A 13,238-nucleotide genomic window follows, 5' to 3' on the forward strand; every position below is an offset into this window, starting at 1 on the left:
CCCGAACCGAGCTCCCCCTCGGTCCCCACCCCTGGAGCCCTCATGACCGATCTCGCCAACCGGGTCAGCGACCTGTCCGACACCAAGCGCCTCGCCCTGCTGCGGCTGCTCGCCGAGAAGAACGCCGAGTCCCGCCTCCTGGAGCTGGCCGGCTCCCACCTGAAGGTGCTGCGTGAGGGCACGCCCCGCCTGTTCTTCTTCCCGGCGACGGAGGGCAGCGTCGCCTACATGAGCGGCTACGTCCCGCACATCCCGTCGCCCTGGGGCGTCTACGCCTGCCAGTCGCCCGGTCTCGACGGCGACCAGGCCCCGACCACCACCGTCGAGGAGATCGCCGCCCGCGGCATCGAGGAGATCCGCCGCATCCAGCCCGAGGGCCCCTACTACCTCGCCGGCAACTGCATGGGCGGCCTGCCCGCCTTCGAGGCCGCCCGCCAACTGGAGGCTGCCGGCGCCGAGGTGCCGCTCGTGCTGCACCTGATGCCGACGTTCGCCCGCGCCTGGAAGGAGCTGCCCGAGTCCGAATCGCTCCAGACCCGCGCCCTGCACGACTACGGCTTCATCATCGAGCGGCTGCTCGGCCACCCCGTCGACCTGCCGCTGGAGCGCATCGCCGCCGCCCCCGAGGAGGAGCGCACCGACATCCTGGTCGACTTCCTCGCCGCCCAGCCCGGCCTCGGCGGCACCGACCCCGAGGTGCTGCGCCACCGCATCGCCGTCTACCAGGCCAACCTCGGCGCGATGTTCGCCTACCGCCCGGCCGGCGGCCTCAAGGGCCGGCTGCACGTCCTGGCCGTCGGCGAGGGCACCCGCCGCGAGAACGTCGTCGACCCCGGCTCCCCGTACGCCAAGGCCCTCGGCGCCATGGACCCCGCACGCGTACAGATCGACAAGATCGACGCGGAGGCCAGCACCCTCTTCGACTGCGCGGAGCCGCACATGTCCCGCGTCGGCACCGCCCTGCGCGCCGCGGTCGACGGAGCCGCCCGATGAGCTGCCCCGTCAGCGCGGGCTACGACCCGCTCGCCCCCGCCTTCCTCGCCGACCCCTTCCCGCACCTCGCCGAACTCCGTACGCAGGCCCCGGTCTTCCACCACCCCGAGCTGGACATGTGGGTGGTCACCCGGCACGCCGACATCGAACGGATCATGAAGGACCACCGGACCTTCTCCGGCGCCAACACCCAGGAGCCGGTCTTCCCGCTGAACGAGGAGGCCCGCGCCCTCCTCGCCGACGGCTTCGGCACCAGCCCCACCATGTCCAACGGCCCCGAACCCAAGCACAGCCGGGTCCGCTCCCACTGCCTGAAGGTCTTCTCCGCCCGCCGCCTCGAAGTCCTCGCACCGACGGTCCGGGCCCGCGCCGACGAACTCATCACGCGGATGCTCACCCGCCCCCGCTTCGACGCCGTCAACGAACTGACCTACCCGCTGCCCGCCTCCGTGGTCTTCGCGCTGATCGGCTTCCCCGCCGAGGACACCGTGATGCTCAAGGAACTCGCCGCCGAACGGATGGTGTTCACCTGGGGCCGCGCCACGCCCGAGCAGCAGACCGACGTCGCGAAGTTCATGGTCCGGTACTGGAAGTACTGCGTCGACTTCGTCCACCGGCGGCTCGCCGAGCCCCGCGACGACTTCACCAGCGACCTCGTCCGCGTCCACCTCGCCGACCCGGAAGCCCTCACCGTCGACGAGATCACCAACGTCATCCACGCGATCAGCTTCGCCGGCCACGAGACCACCACCAACGTCGCCACCAGCGCCCTGCTGCGGCTGCTGTCCGACCGCGCCCAGTGGGAGGCGCTCTGCGCCGACCCCTCCCTCGTCCCGCAGGCCGTCGAGGAGGCACTGCGCTACGACCCCAGCCTCTTCACCTGGCGCCGGAAAACCACCCGCGCCGTCGACATCGGCGGCGTCACCGTCCCCGAGGGCGCGAAGCTGCTCCTCCAGATCGGCTCGGCCAACCACGACCCGCAGGCGTTCGACGACCCCGAGGCGTTCGACATCCGCCGCGAGGCCGCCCGTCACCACCTCACCTTCGGCCGCGGCATCCACTACTGCTTCGGCGCGCCGCTGGCCCGCATGGAGATCGGCACGATGCTGGAACTGCTCACCCGACGCGCCCCGGACCTGCGGCTGGCCGGGGAGCCCGTCGACTACCCGAAGAACATCTGCTTCCGCGGCCCGACGGAACTCTGGCTGGAGCACGACGCATGACCGCCACCACCGCCTACGAGCGGCTGTTCACGCCCATGGCGCTCGGCCGCCGCGAGGTGAGGAACCGCATCGCCTTCCCCGCGATGATCACCGGCCTGGGCGCCGGGAACCTCCCCACCGACCGCACCGTCGCCGCCTACGCCCGGATGGCGGCCGGCGGCGCCGGGATGATCGTCTCGGAGGCGCTGGCCGTCGACCCGACGTCCGCGCCCAAACCGTTCGCCCTGGTCACCTACGACCCGGCCGGACACGACGGCTTCGCGCGGATCGCCGACGCCGTCGAGGGCGCCGACTGCCGGATGATCGGCCAGCTCTACCACCTGGGCCGCAGCCAACTGTGGACCACCGACGGCGCCCGCCCCATGGGCCCCTCCGCCCTCCCTGACCACTACAGCCGCACCATGCCGCGGCCGATGACCCACGGCGACATCGCCCGGCTCACCGACGCGTTCGCCCGCTCCGCCGCCATGCTCGCCGCCCGCGGCTTCTCCGGCGTCGAACTCCACGCCGCCCACGGCCACCTCCTCTCCCTCTTCCTCTCCCCGTGGTCCAACCACCGCGAGGACGAGTACGGCGGCGACGCCACCGGCCGCTCCCGCTTCCTGCGCGAGACCGTCCAGGCCATCCGCGCCGCCACCGGCCCGGAATTCGTCATCGGCCTGAAAATGCCGGGCGACGAGGGCGTACGCGGCGGACTGCGCCCCGCCGACGCCGCCGAGGTCTTCACCCGTATCCAGGAGGGCGCCCCCGTCGACTACGTCTGCTTCGCCCAGGGCACCATCGCGCCCAGCTTCGGCGACCACATCCCCGACGCCGCCTACCCGCCCAGCCCCTACCTGGACCTCCAGCGCGAGGTCCGGGCAGCGGCCGGGGGAGTGCCGGTCGTCGCCGTCGGCCGGATCCGCACCGCGGCCGAGGCGGAGACCGCGCTGCGCACCGGCGCCGCCGACCTCGTCGCCCTCGGCCGGGCCCTGGTCGCCGACCCGGACCTGCCCCGCAAGGCCCGCGCGGGCCAGGAGGACCTGATCCGGCCCTGCGTGTACTGCAACGCCTGCTGGGGCGAGGTGCACACCGGCCGCCCGGCCGCCTGCCCCGTCAACCCCGCCTTCGGCCTCACCGAGAAGGAGGCGCGGCCACCCGCCCCGGCCGCCACCCCGCTGCGGGTGACGGTCGTCGGCGGCGGCGTCGCGGGCCTGGAGGCCGCCCGTGCGGCCGCCGACCGCGGCCACCGCGTGACGTTGCTGGCCGGGCACCGCCTCGGCGGCCGCACCCGCGCCGAGGCCGCGCTGCCCGGCCGCGGTGACCTCGCCCGGCTCGTCGCCGACCAGGAGGCGGCGGCCCGCCGCTCCGGCGTCGAGATCGTCCGCGGCGCACCCGCGGGCGAGGCGGACGTCCTCGCCACGGAACCGGACGCGGTCGTCCTCGCCACCGGCGCCCGGATGCGGCCACCCGCCGCCGGCACCACCGCGATCGGCGACGTCCCCACCGCACCGGACACGCCCGCCACCGGCACCGCCGTCCTCCTCGCCGAGGACGACGGCGCCGCGGCCTGCGCCGCGGCCGAACTGCTCGCCGCCCGCCACCCGCGGACGGTGCTGCTCACCCCCCGCCTCGCCCTGGCCGAGACGGTCCCGTACACCAGCCGCCTCGGCATCCACCGGCGGCTGGCCGCCGCCGGCGTCGAGGTGATCACCGGCGCGGCCGCGACCACCCTGGACGGCACCACGCTCCACTACGAGAACGTCTTCAGCGGCGAACGGGCCACCGTCGACGGCGTCGGCGCGGTCGTCTGGTCCACCCCCCGCGTCCCCGCCGACGACCTCGCCGCCCCCCTGGAGGCCCGCGGTCTTCCCCTGCACCGCGTCGGCGACGCCCACGCCCCCGCCACCCTCCTGGAGGCCCTGAAGCAGGCCCGCACGGTCGCGGCGAACCTGTAGCCGCGGACGAGGACGGAGAAGGGCCGCCCCGGTGCGCTCGCGCACCGGGGCGGCCCTTCGGAACGTCCGGCCCCCGGCCCCTGTCCCGCGGACCGCTCACCGCGACCGCCACGGCGATCCGGGCCCGGTTCCGCTTCCGGGGGTGGATCCATCATCCCCGTACGGAGGGGCGTCTGTCACCGTCCCCCGGAATGATCTTTACGCCCGGTTCGTCCCCCTAGGCTTGCGGGCAACAGGCGCAACACGCCGATCCGACCTGGGAGTTGAGAGTGACGCACGACGTTGCCGCACTGGCCGTGGAACTCACGGACATGGCCGCGGCCGATCACCGGTCCGCGGTCCACGCGAACAGCGACGACCCCGCCGAGCAACTGGCCTGGCGGCGGCTGACCGCCCGGCACGGTGACCGGCTGGGCGAGATCATGGACACCTGCGGCTGGCCCACGGCGGCACTCGTCGGGGAGGAAGCCGCCCGCGCCGCCTGGCTGATCGCCCAGCACGCCGACCGGCAGCTCGACATCCAGCGCCGCGCCCTCCACCTGCTGGAACAGGCGGTCGCGGCAGGCGAGGCCGCCCCGCGCGACCTGGCCTTCCTCCGCGACCGCACCCGGGTCAACGAGGGCCGCGCACAGCTCTACGGCACCCAGATCGCCGGCGTACGGGACGGGGCGCCCATCCCGTGGCCCTGCGAGGAGCCCGACCGCATGGACGAACTCCGCGCGGCCGTCGGCATCGAACCCTTCGACACCTACGTCGCCAGGTTCTCCCCGGCCTGACGCCTGTTGGTCTGACGTCCGCCGGTCCGACGCCCCGCGCCCGTCCGCGCGGCGCGCACCACCGCTCACCTGCCGCGTTCCGGCCCGCCGGACACGGCGGAAGGGCCGCCCCGGCGCACTCCCGCACCGGGTCGGCCCTCTCCCGTCAGCGCCCTGGGCACTGTCCGACGGGTCGTGTGACCAGGTCGGCGGGCGCATCGTTCCCGCTGGTGTGGGGCGGGGTGATCTGCCGGATCGCAAGTGGGCCCGGCTTGAGCCGCACTTGCCGGAGAACGTGGGACGAGGCGGTCGTGGGAAGAGCCGTCGCAGGGTGATCAACGGCATCCTCTTCCGGCGGCGGACCGGTGTTCCGTGGCGTGATCCGCCGGCGCGGTTCGGGAAGTGGCAGACGGTGCACGACAGGCGCCGAAGACGGCCGGCGGACGGCATGGGGGAGAGGATCCTGCGAGCTGCCCAGGCCGACGCCGACGCGGAAGGCCGGATCGACTGGAGCATGGCCGGCGTGGACTCGGCCTCCTGCCGCGCCCCTCAGCACGCGGCTGGTGCCCGCACCGGCGCGGCGCGCGTATCCCCGGACGGCGGAGCCGGCCTGTTCGACATCGTTGCGATGAGGCCCGCACGTCGCTGGAGATGTTTCGGTCGAATCGCCCCCTGGATGAGCAGCAACGCGTGTGGCTGTGGATTGGATGGCGTCATGGATTCCGGTGGGATCGCGTTGGTGACGGACCCCAGCTCCCGCACCAGGAGTGGAGCCGTGCTGGCCGAGGCCGTGCGGCGGCTGACGGGCCGAGATCCGGTGTGGCTGGACGCGCGGGACTTCGCTGCGGGCGGCCGGGGCCGGGCGCGTGTCGACGGCGGTGTACTGCGTTTGGACGTGCCGGGCCGTGTGCCGGCGGTGTCGCCCGCAGGGGTGATCGTCTACGCGATCCCGCCTGATGTCCGTCACGCCATGGAGGGGTTCCAGCAGTCGCTGCGGGAGTCCGGAGCGGTGTGCCTGGGCACCGACACGCAGGCTTGGCGGACGGCCAGCGACAAGGCACTGACGGTCGAGGCGTTCGCGCGGCACGGCGTACCACAGATGCCCACCCTCTGCATGGACCGCCCGCGTCCGGAGGAGGCGATCGGGGCTTTCGTGCGGCTCGGGGGTGATGTGTGGGCGCGGCCGGCGCTCGGGTCCCGCGGACGGGACGTCTTCCACCTCACCGCCGTTGAACACGTGCGGACGGCCGTCGCCCGGTATGAGGCGTCCGGGGCACGGTGGCTGATGGCGGCGGACGCGGGCAACTTCGCAGACAACGGCCTGCGGCATCAGTACCGGGCGGTGATCCTGGAGGGCGAGGTGATCTGGGCGGCCGAGTACGTCCAGAGCCTCCCGGACGCCCCCTGCAACCTCGCTCGGGGCGGGGTTTCCACCGTCTTGGGGCCGGGCCGGTTGCCTGCCCATTTGCGGCCGCTGGCCGTGGCCGCGACCGCGTCGATGGGTCTGCCGTTCGCCGGAGTGGACCTGGCCGCCGAGAATGGCGGCGTGGTCTTCGAGGCCAACCTCCATCCGGGGCTCATGTCGGACGGCGCCCTCGAAGGTATCGCGGTGCCCTACGTCCAGGCCCACCTCAACCGTCTCCGGGCCCGTGGACTGTACTGAGATTCCCTTGTTCTCGGACCTCGGCCGCACCACTTCCCCGTGACCCGCTCCAGGGCCCCTCCAGCCGGTCACGGGACGCGGATGCGGTCCGGAACCGGGATCATCTGCGGGGCACCACCCCACTGTCCGGGCGTGATCAAAACGGCCGGCGGGCGGCATCCGCCGTCACTCGTCAGATGGATCTTCGTGACGCCGCCGCGTGAACGGCCGATCGCCTCGCCGGGGCGATGCCAGGCAGGAGCACGGCGTCGCCCCGGTACCCGTGCCGGTCGGTGTCGTGCCCCACCAGCACGCTGGTGAGCACGCCACACCGCGGAATCCACGCTCACCGCGCTCCAGCCGGTCCGCCCTCCGCGTCAGCATCGGCCTGGACCGCTTGCAGGACCTCCTGCCGCGTGCCGTCCGCCGGCCAACGCCGATGACGGTCACGCACCGTCTTCCAAGTTCCGCCCCGGGGTGCCCGTCCGCTGCCGGAAGCGGATGCCGTTGATGACCACGCGATGGTCCATCCGACGCCCGCCCCGACCCGCGTCCTTCGGTAGGCGCGGCTCCAGCCGAGCCCGCTCCCTGTCCGAAAGATCACCCCGCCACACCGAGCGGAACGAGGCAGCAGCCAGGTGGTCATCGGCTCACCGGACAGGCTCTAGCCCCGCCACCGCACCCCGTGCCGGTGGCGCAACCGGTGGATCTCCCACCAGGCCACCGCCGTCACCGACACCGGGCCGCCGAGGAACGCGCAGACCGCGAGCGGCGCCGGGCCCGGCGGCAGACCGCCCGACCGCAGGCCGAGGAGGGCGAACGCCCAGACCAGGACGGTGGTGACCAGCGCGGGGAGCACCGGATGCAGGGTGGACAGGTTGAAGGCGTGCCGCAGCGCCGGACCGGAGGCGAAGCCGAGGAAGAAGATCAGCCACCAGAACGGCGTCCAGCACACGAACAGCAGGAGCGGCGTGGTCAGCGGCCCGAGGTGGCCGGAGGCCACACTCATCGCCTTGAACGCCATCACGGCCCACAGCGGCACCAGCACCCAGGCGCCGAAGAACCACAGGGCGGACCGGCAGGCCGGCCACAGCTTCGTCCGCATGGTCCGCCGCGCCCCGGACCCGGCCGCCCAGAAGAGCAGCGCCACCGTCACCGCCGCGCTCGGCAGTGCCACCCAGGGGGCGAAGATCATCCGTTGCGTCACCTGTGACCCCGCGTCCGCCATGTCCTTCCACCCCCCGAACACGGCCAGCAGCGCCACCGACATGACGACAGCCACCCAGGCCCGCACCCGCTGCACCCGCAGCACCTCGCGGTCCTCGATGACCCCCTCCGGGCGCACGGGGAAGATCCGCCGCGCCAACAGCCGTGCTGTCCGGGCCATTTGGTAACCGATCAGCAGCGGCACGGTCAGCCACCACAGGCAGGGAACGGCCAGCGCGAGGATCACCCCGGGGGAGATCTGTCCCCGCCGCCCCCGCAACACCTCACCCAGCGGCGGCCATTCGTCCTCCCGTAACCGCCGCCACAGCGGTGTGTACGCCCGCGGCGGCGGGGCACTCGCGGGCGCCGGACCGTCGTACGGCGAGCGTCCGGACGGGCGAGGTGCGTCGATGCTCATGGGCGTCCTTCCCCGGTCCCGGAGAGGGACGCGGTACGGCCCGGCCACGGTTCCGGCCGGGCACCCGCCACCGAGGCGGGCCACGCCGGTCCCCGCCACCGGGCATGCGGCGGCCCCCGTTCCGTACGGACCGGGGGCCGGGGCGCTACAGGCTAGTGGGCGCTCCTGGCTCCCACCGGGAACCACGTCGCCCGGGACTTCTTCCACTCGTCGTGGGGGAGGTCCTTGGCCTCGGTGCCGTCGCCGTAGAGGTCGGCGGAGCCGTCGTCGGTGATGAGCTGGGCGCGGGCGCCGGGGGCGGTGAGGTCGGGGACGTCGACCACCGCTTCCCAGCCGCCGGGGTCCTTCGTCGGCAGGTCCTGGGCCTTGGCGGGCGCGTGGCCAGGGACGCCGTCCCAGGTGTAGAGGGCGTAGGGGGCGCTGTTGTCCTCGGCGTCCCAGGAGCCGGCGACGATCAGGTACTGGTCGGCCGCGTTCTTGCGGATGTCGCGGACGGAGAGGCCGCCGAGGTCCAGTTCGACGGGCTTGCCGACCGTGGCGCGGGCGCCGTCGGAGACGACCTTGTCGAAGTTGGTGACCGGCACCAGCAGCGCCTTGCCGCCCTTCTCCGGCGGCACCAGCGGCGCGCGGAAGCCGATGTACGCGGTGCTGGTCGAGCCCGGCGCGAACTCCAGCCCCTCGACGTTGAATCCGTCGATCTGCTTGGGCACCTGCCCCTCGGCCGTACCTGCGGCGAAGCCGTACTTGTCGCCGTGCTTCTCGTCCCAGGCCACCAGATCGTCACGGAGCTTCTTGTACGAGCCGCCGAACGCGAGGCGGGTTCCGGCGCCGGAGCCGCTGACCTCGGTGGTGAAGACGGTGGCGCGGTCCGGCTGGAACTTGCCCTTCTTGTTGTTGCCCAGCGAACCCGTCCAGTAGATCGTGTCGCCGACGCGGGCCGCCGCCTCGATGTCGATCTCCTTGGAGACGTCCAGCTTGTCGCTGAAGTCCCAGGTCCTGAGCGGAGCGCCGCCCGCCCGCCGGTCGTACAGGCGCAGCACGTTCGACTCGTCGTCGGCGATGACGACGTAACCGCCGCCGACGTCCACGGCGGCCGACGCGTCGCTGGAGCCGGTGAAGTAGCGGGTGTCCGCGGCGTGCTGGACGGCGGCGGACGCCGCGTAGTGCAGCGTGGCGGTCGCCGAGCCGCCGTCGCCGTCGGTGACCTCGATCGTCAGATCGGTGTAGCCGACGCCGCGGGCGGTGACGGTGAGGGTGCGGGTGGCGCCGTCGCCGCTGACGTGGACGTCCTTGGTGGCGGCCACCGAGGTGTCGGAGCTGGCGCGCGCCGACACCTTCAGCGCCGCGGCGTCCCCGCCTTCCAGCTCGACCCGCACCGACGGGTCGCCGGTGGCGCCGACCGCGCCGGAGAGGTAACCGGACGACAAGGAGATCTCCGGCCCGCCGGACGCGGCGGCGAGCGCGGTCCCGCCCAGCCCGGCGGCGGTGAGGCCGAGGACCGTGCCGAGGACCAGCGGTATCCGGCGCGGGGACCGGCGGGAGGTGGGGGACAGACGACTGCGCACGGTGTGCCCTTCGACGGCTCCGATGTCGCGAACAATGCCCGGACAATGTCCAAGGCCGCCGTCAACAGCGCCCTCACCCCCGGGCGTACACGGGGTGAACAGCGGTCGGCGGCGCGGCAACACGATACGGAGCGGTAGGGCTCGCGACCAGGTCCGGACCATGAGGATTTCGCGGTGGGGCGCCGGGGGAGGGCCCGGGCCGGGCGCCCCCGCGCCGCGGGGCGGGCGAGCGGCGCGGCGAGCGGCCCGGCGAGCGGCCCGGTCCGTCCGCCGCCGGGCCGCTCGCCATCGGGCCCGCCGCTGCCCGTCGAGGGGTCGCGGCGGGCCCGGCCCGACGGCCCCGCCCCCCCGTAACGCCCTTACAGGACCGGCCGGTTCACCCCTCCGGCAGGGCGGTGGCGGTGCCGCCGACATGGGCGCGGGGGTCGCCGTCGCGGAGTTCGACGGTGAGGAGACCGGGGCGGCCCAGGTCGTGGCCCTGGTGGAGGGTGAGGGTGACGGGCGCGGTGACGAGCCCGAGGGTGCGGGCGTAGGCGCCGAGGGCGGCGGCCGCGGCGCCGGTGGCCGGGTCCTCGACGACACCGCCGACGGGGAACGGATCGCGGACGTGGAAGACGGAACCGCTCTCCCGCCAGGCCAGTTGCAAGGTGGTGAGATCCAGCCGCCGCATCAGCGCGGCCAGGCGGTCGAAGTCGTAGTCGAGGTCGGCGAGGCGGGCGCGGGTCGCGGCGCCCAGCACCAGATGGCGGGCCCCGGCGTAGGCGATACGGGGCGGCAGCGCCGGATCGAGGTCGGCGGCGGGCCAGCCCAGCGCGGCCAGCGCCTCCGCGAGATCGGCCGGGGCGACGTCCGTGACGTACGGCTCGACGCTGCTGAGGGTGGCGACGAGGCGGCCGTCCACCTCGCGGACGGTGACCGGGACGGTGCCGGAACGGGTGGCGAAGACCAGCTCACCCGGACCGTGGCGCTCGGCGAGCGCCACGGCGGCGGCGACCGTCGCATGGCCGCAGAACGGCACTTCCGCGAGCGGGCTGAAGTACCGCACCGTGAACGCGCGTCCGGGGACGCCCAGCCCCTCGGGCGGCGCGGTGAGGAACGCCGTCTCGGAGTAGCCGACCCGCGCGGCGACGGCGAGCCGCGCCGCGTCGTCGAGCCCCGTCGCGTCCAGCACGACACCGGCCGGATTGCCGCCCGCCGGGTCGTCGGAGAAAGCCGTGTACCGCAGAACTTCGGGATCGGCGGCGGAGCGCACCGCCGTGCCGGTGCCGACCGGGGCCGTGGAACTGTCGTCGCGTGTCATGGCGGCGAGAACCCCCTGTTCCGACCCGCTATTCCCGAGCCCGGCCCACCCGGTGCGGGCCGCCCGTACGGCCCGGCGGCCCGGGGCCTCGCGTGTGCCCCGTACCGGGGCGGGCGGCCCGCCCCGGACGGGCCGGCCCGGGGAGCGGCGGCCCGCACCGGACCGCCTCAACCCCGCCCGATGTACGGCATGTTCGTCGCCATCACCGTCGCGAACTGCACATTGGCCTCCAGGGGGAGCGCCGCCATGTGGGCGACGGTGCGGGCCACGTCGGCGGCGTCCATGACGGGTTCGGGGGCGGTGGTGCCGTTCGCCTGGAGGATGCCGGTCCGCATCCGGCCGGTCATCTCGGTGGCGGCGTTGCCGATGTCGATCTGCCCGCAGGCGATGCGGTACGGACGGCCGTCCAGGGAGAGGGACTTGGTCAGGCCGGTCATCGCGTGCTTGGTCGCCGTGTACGCGACGGAGTGCGGACGCGGGGTGTGCGCGGAGACCGAGCCGTTGTTGATGATCCGGCCGCCCTGCGGATCCTGGGCCCTCATCGCCCGGAAGGCGGCCTGGGCGCAGAGGAACGCGCCGGTGAGGTTGGTGTCGACGACCGCCCGCCAGTCGTCGGCGGACAACTCGTCCAGCGGGACCGCCGGGCCGAACGTCCCGGCGTTGTTGAACAGCAGGTCGACGCGGCCGAAGCGGTCACGGACAGCGGCGAAGAGGGCGTCCACCTCGGCGGGCCGGGTGACGTCGGTGGGCAGCGCGAGGGGCGGCGGCCCCGGGGGCGCGGTCGCCGCCGTCTCCGCCAGGGCTCCGTCGCGCCGCCCGGCGAGCGCCACCCGCCAGCCCCCGGCGATCAGGGCGTGCGCCACGGCCCGCCCGATACCGGAGCCCGCGCCGGTGACCACCGCGACCCGTCCCTCACCCGCGGCGGCCCCGCCTGCACCGCCCGCTCCGTACGCCTCCGGCCCGGGCCCGGCCGGTGTCTGCTGTGCCTGTACCTGTGCCATGGCGGCAGGGTAGAACCCGCGAGCCGCCGGGCGTCGGGGTGTCTCAGGAAGCCCGGGGGCCCGCCCGCCCCCTGGGGAACAACCCCGGCCCACCCCCGACCGGCCTCCCGCCCCCTCACCCCCCGTGGAACCGCTCCAGCACCGCCGCCTTCGCCGCCGCGAACTCCTCCTCCGTCAGGATTCCGTCGCGCCGCAGTTCTCCCAGCTCCCGCAGGCGGCGCAGCAGCACGTCGTGGTCCTCGGCCGGAGCCTCCGGCGCCGCCGCGGTGCCCTGAGGGGCGGCGGCCTGGAGCGGCGCGGGCCCGCCCCGGGCCGGCGCGGACCCGAGCGCGGCAGGCCCGCCGGGGAGCGCGGCGGCACCGCCCGAGGGTGCCCCGGCCCCCCGTCCCGGCGCCTTGGGATGCGGCAGCCGGGCGGTGACCGCCGCCGCGACCAGGGCGGTGCCGCTCTCCTTCTTGAAGCCCCACAGTTCGATGGCGTGCGGATCGTGTTCCGGTGCGGCGGACGGTTTCACGCCGTGCGGCCGGAAGCGCAGGAACCCGGATTCCAGCCCGGCCGACGGCTGCCACTCCACCGCCGCCAGCTCGCCGAGGGTGAACTCCTGGGGCCCGGCGTTCTTCTTGTGCTCGGTGGTGTTCCAGCGCCAGGTGACGGTCACCTGTTCCCCGTCGAACGTCGCGGTGCCGTCGACGCCCGCCCCGGACACCGGTACCGGCGGGCCGGGCAGCAGATAGCGGTCGCAGGGCCCCTCCGGGACCTCCTCCAGCGTCATCGCCCGCCGGATCTCGTCGACGAAGTACTCCGCGACGCCGGTCCGGTCCGGGTCGACCGCCAGGTGGTACGGGCTCGCGTCGTCCGGCAGACGGCCGCCGGTGGCCTGGAGCAACGGGTCGGCGCCGTCCCGCAGCCGCAACCGCAACCGGCCGCCCTTGCGCGCCGGTTCGTACGAGATGCCGGCGAGGGCCGCCAGCGGGACGATGTGTTCGCCCAGTTCCTGCCGTAGCCGGTGCACCCCGCGTTCGCCGCCCGGCACGATGCGTACGGCCTCGCCGTCGAAGATCCAGGTGCCGTCCCGCGTCATCAGTTCTGCCATGCCCCGGAGCCTAATGAGCGGCCGGAGCGGACGCCCCGGGGCCGACGGGCACGGCCCCGGGAGCGCGCGCCGGGGGAGCGCGACGGGGCGCGGACGGCCCGGAAA

General features: G+C 74.4%; 10 protein-coding genes and 2 pseudogenes. 6 read left to right on the forward strand and 6 right to left on the reverse strand.

Going from position 1 to position 13,238, the window contains the following annotated elements:
* The first annotated feature begins 42 nt into the window (after positions 1–42).
* The 6 genes and pseudogenes from ACGH2B_RS20620 (at position 43) to ACGH2B_RS20645 (ending at position 6,571) form a co-directional block, all read left to right on the forward strand.
* On the forward strand, positions 43–993 hold the full coding sequence (locus ACGH2B_RS20620; RefSeq protein ID WP_399091730.1) for a thioesterase domain-containing protein: 951 nt from the start codon (positions 43–45) through the stop codon (positions 991–993).
* The gene (locus ACGH2B_RS20625) at positions 990–2,216 is read left to right on the forward strand and encodes a cytochrome P450 (protein WP_399091733.1); all 1,227 of its coding nucleotides are present in this window, start codon (positions 990–992) and stop codon (positions 2,214–2,216) included. Before ACGH2B_RS20620 ends, ACGH2B_RS20625 begins: the two co-directional genes overlap by 4 nt.
* On the forward strand, positions 2,213–4,153 hold the full coding sequence (locus ACGH2B_RS20630) for an FAD-dependent oxidoreductase (RefSeq protein ID WP_399091736.1): 1,941 nt from the start codon (positions 2,213–2,215) through the stop codon (positions 4,151–4,153). The genes ACGH2B_RS20625 and ACGH2B_RS20630 overlap by 4 nt, the downstream gene beginning before the upstream one ends.
* Before the next feature lie 269 nt (positions 4,154–4,422).
* Positions 4,423–4,929 (forward strand): DUF6624 domain-containing protein, encoded by a 507-nt coding sequence (locus ACGH2B_RS20635; RefSeq protein WP_399091739.1) that lies wholly within the window; start codon positions 4,423–4,425, stop codon positions 4,927–4,929.
* A 211-nt stretch (positions 4,930–5,140) separates the two neighbouring features.
* Positions 5,141–5,544: pseudogene (locus ACGH2B_RS20640) on the forward strand (transposase); the annotation flags it as partial.
* Positions 5,545–5,623: 79 nt separating this feature from the next.
* Positions 5,624–6,571 carry a RimK family alpha-L-glutamate ligase gene (locus tag ACGH2B_RS20645; RefSeq protein WP_399091742.1) on the forward strand — a complete coding sequence of 316 codons (948 nt, stop codon included), beginning with the start codon at positions 5,624–5,626 and terminating at the stop codon, positions 6,569–6,571.
* A gap of 71 nt (positions 6,572–6,642) precedes the next feature.
* Here the strand turns inward: ACGH2B_RS20645 and ACGH2B_RS20650 are convergent.
* The 6 genes and pseudogenes from ACGH2B_RS20650 to ACGH2B_RS20675 form a co-directional block, all read right to left on the reverse strand.
* Positions 6,643–7,164, reverse strand: a pseudogene (locus ACGH2B_RS20650) (transposase); the annotation flags it as partial.
* 50 nt (positions 7,165–7,214) lie between these two features.
* Positions 7,215–8,174: a hypothetical protein gene (locus ACGH2B_RS20655; protein ID WP_399091745.1), complete on the reverse strand. Its 960-nt coding sequence runs from the start codon at positions 8,172–8,174 to the stop codon at positions 7,215–7,217.
* Positions 8,175–8,326: 152 nt separating this feature from the next.
* A complete protein-coding gene (locus tag ACGH2B_RS20660) occupies positions 8,327–9,694 on the reverse strand; it encodes a DUF3616 domain-containing protein (protein ID WP_399097179.1) in 1,368 nt (455 codons plus the stop codon).
* A 421-nt stretch (positions 9,695–10,115) separates the two neighbouring features.
* Positions 10,116–11,039: a PhzF family phenazine biosynthesis isomerase gene (locus tag ACGH2B_RS20665; protein WP_399091748.1), complete on the reverse strand. Its 924-nt coding sequence runs from the start codon at positions 11,037–11,039 to the stop codon at positions 10,116–10,118.
* A gap of 167 nt (positions 11,040–11,206) precedes the next feature.
* Complete coding sequence (locus ACGH2B_RS20670) at positions 11,207–12,040, reverse strand: SDR family oxidoreductase (RefSeq protein ID WP_399091751.1); 834 nt, start codon at positions 12,038–12,040, stop codon at positions 11,207–11,209.
* Positions 12,041–12,155: 115 nt separating this feature from the next.
* Complete coding sequence (locus tag ACGH2B_RS20675; RefSeq protein WP_399091755.1) at positions 12,156–13,133, reverse strand: DUF4429 domain-containing protein; 978 nt, start codon at positions 13,131–13,133, stop codon at positions 12,156–12,158.
* Between the last annotated feature and the right edge of the window lie 105 nt (positions 13,134–13,238).

Origin of the sequence: Streptomyces sp. BBFR2, from assembly GCF_044497305.1 — a bacterium.
Taxonomy (GTDB): domain Bacteria; phylum Actinomycetota; class Actinomycetes; order Streptomycetales; family Streptomycetaceae; genus Streptomyces.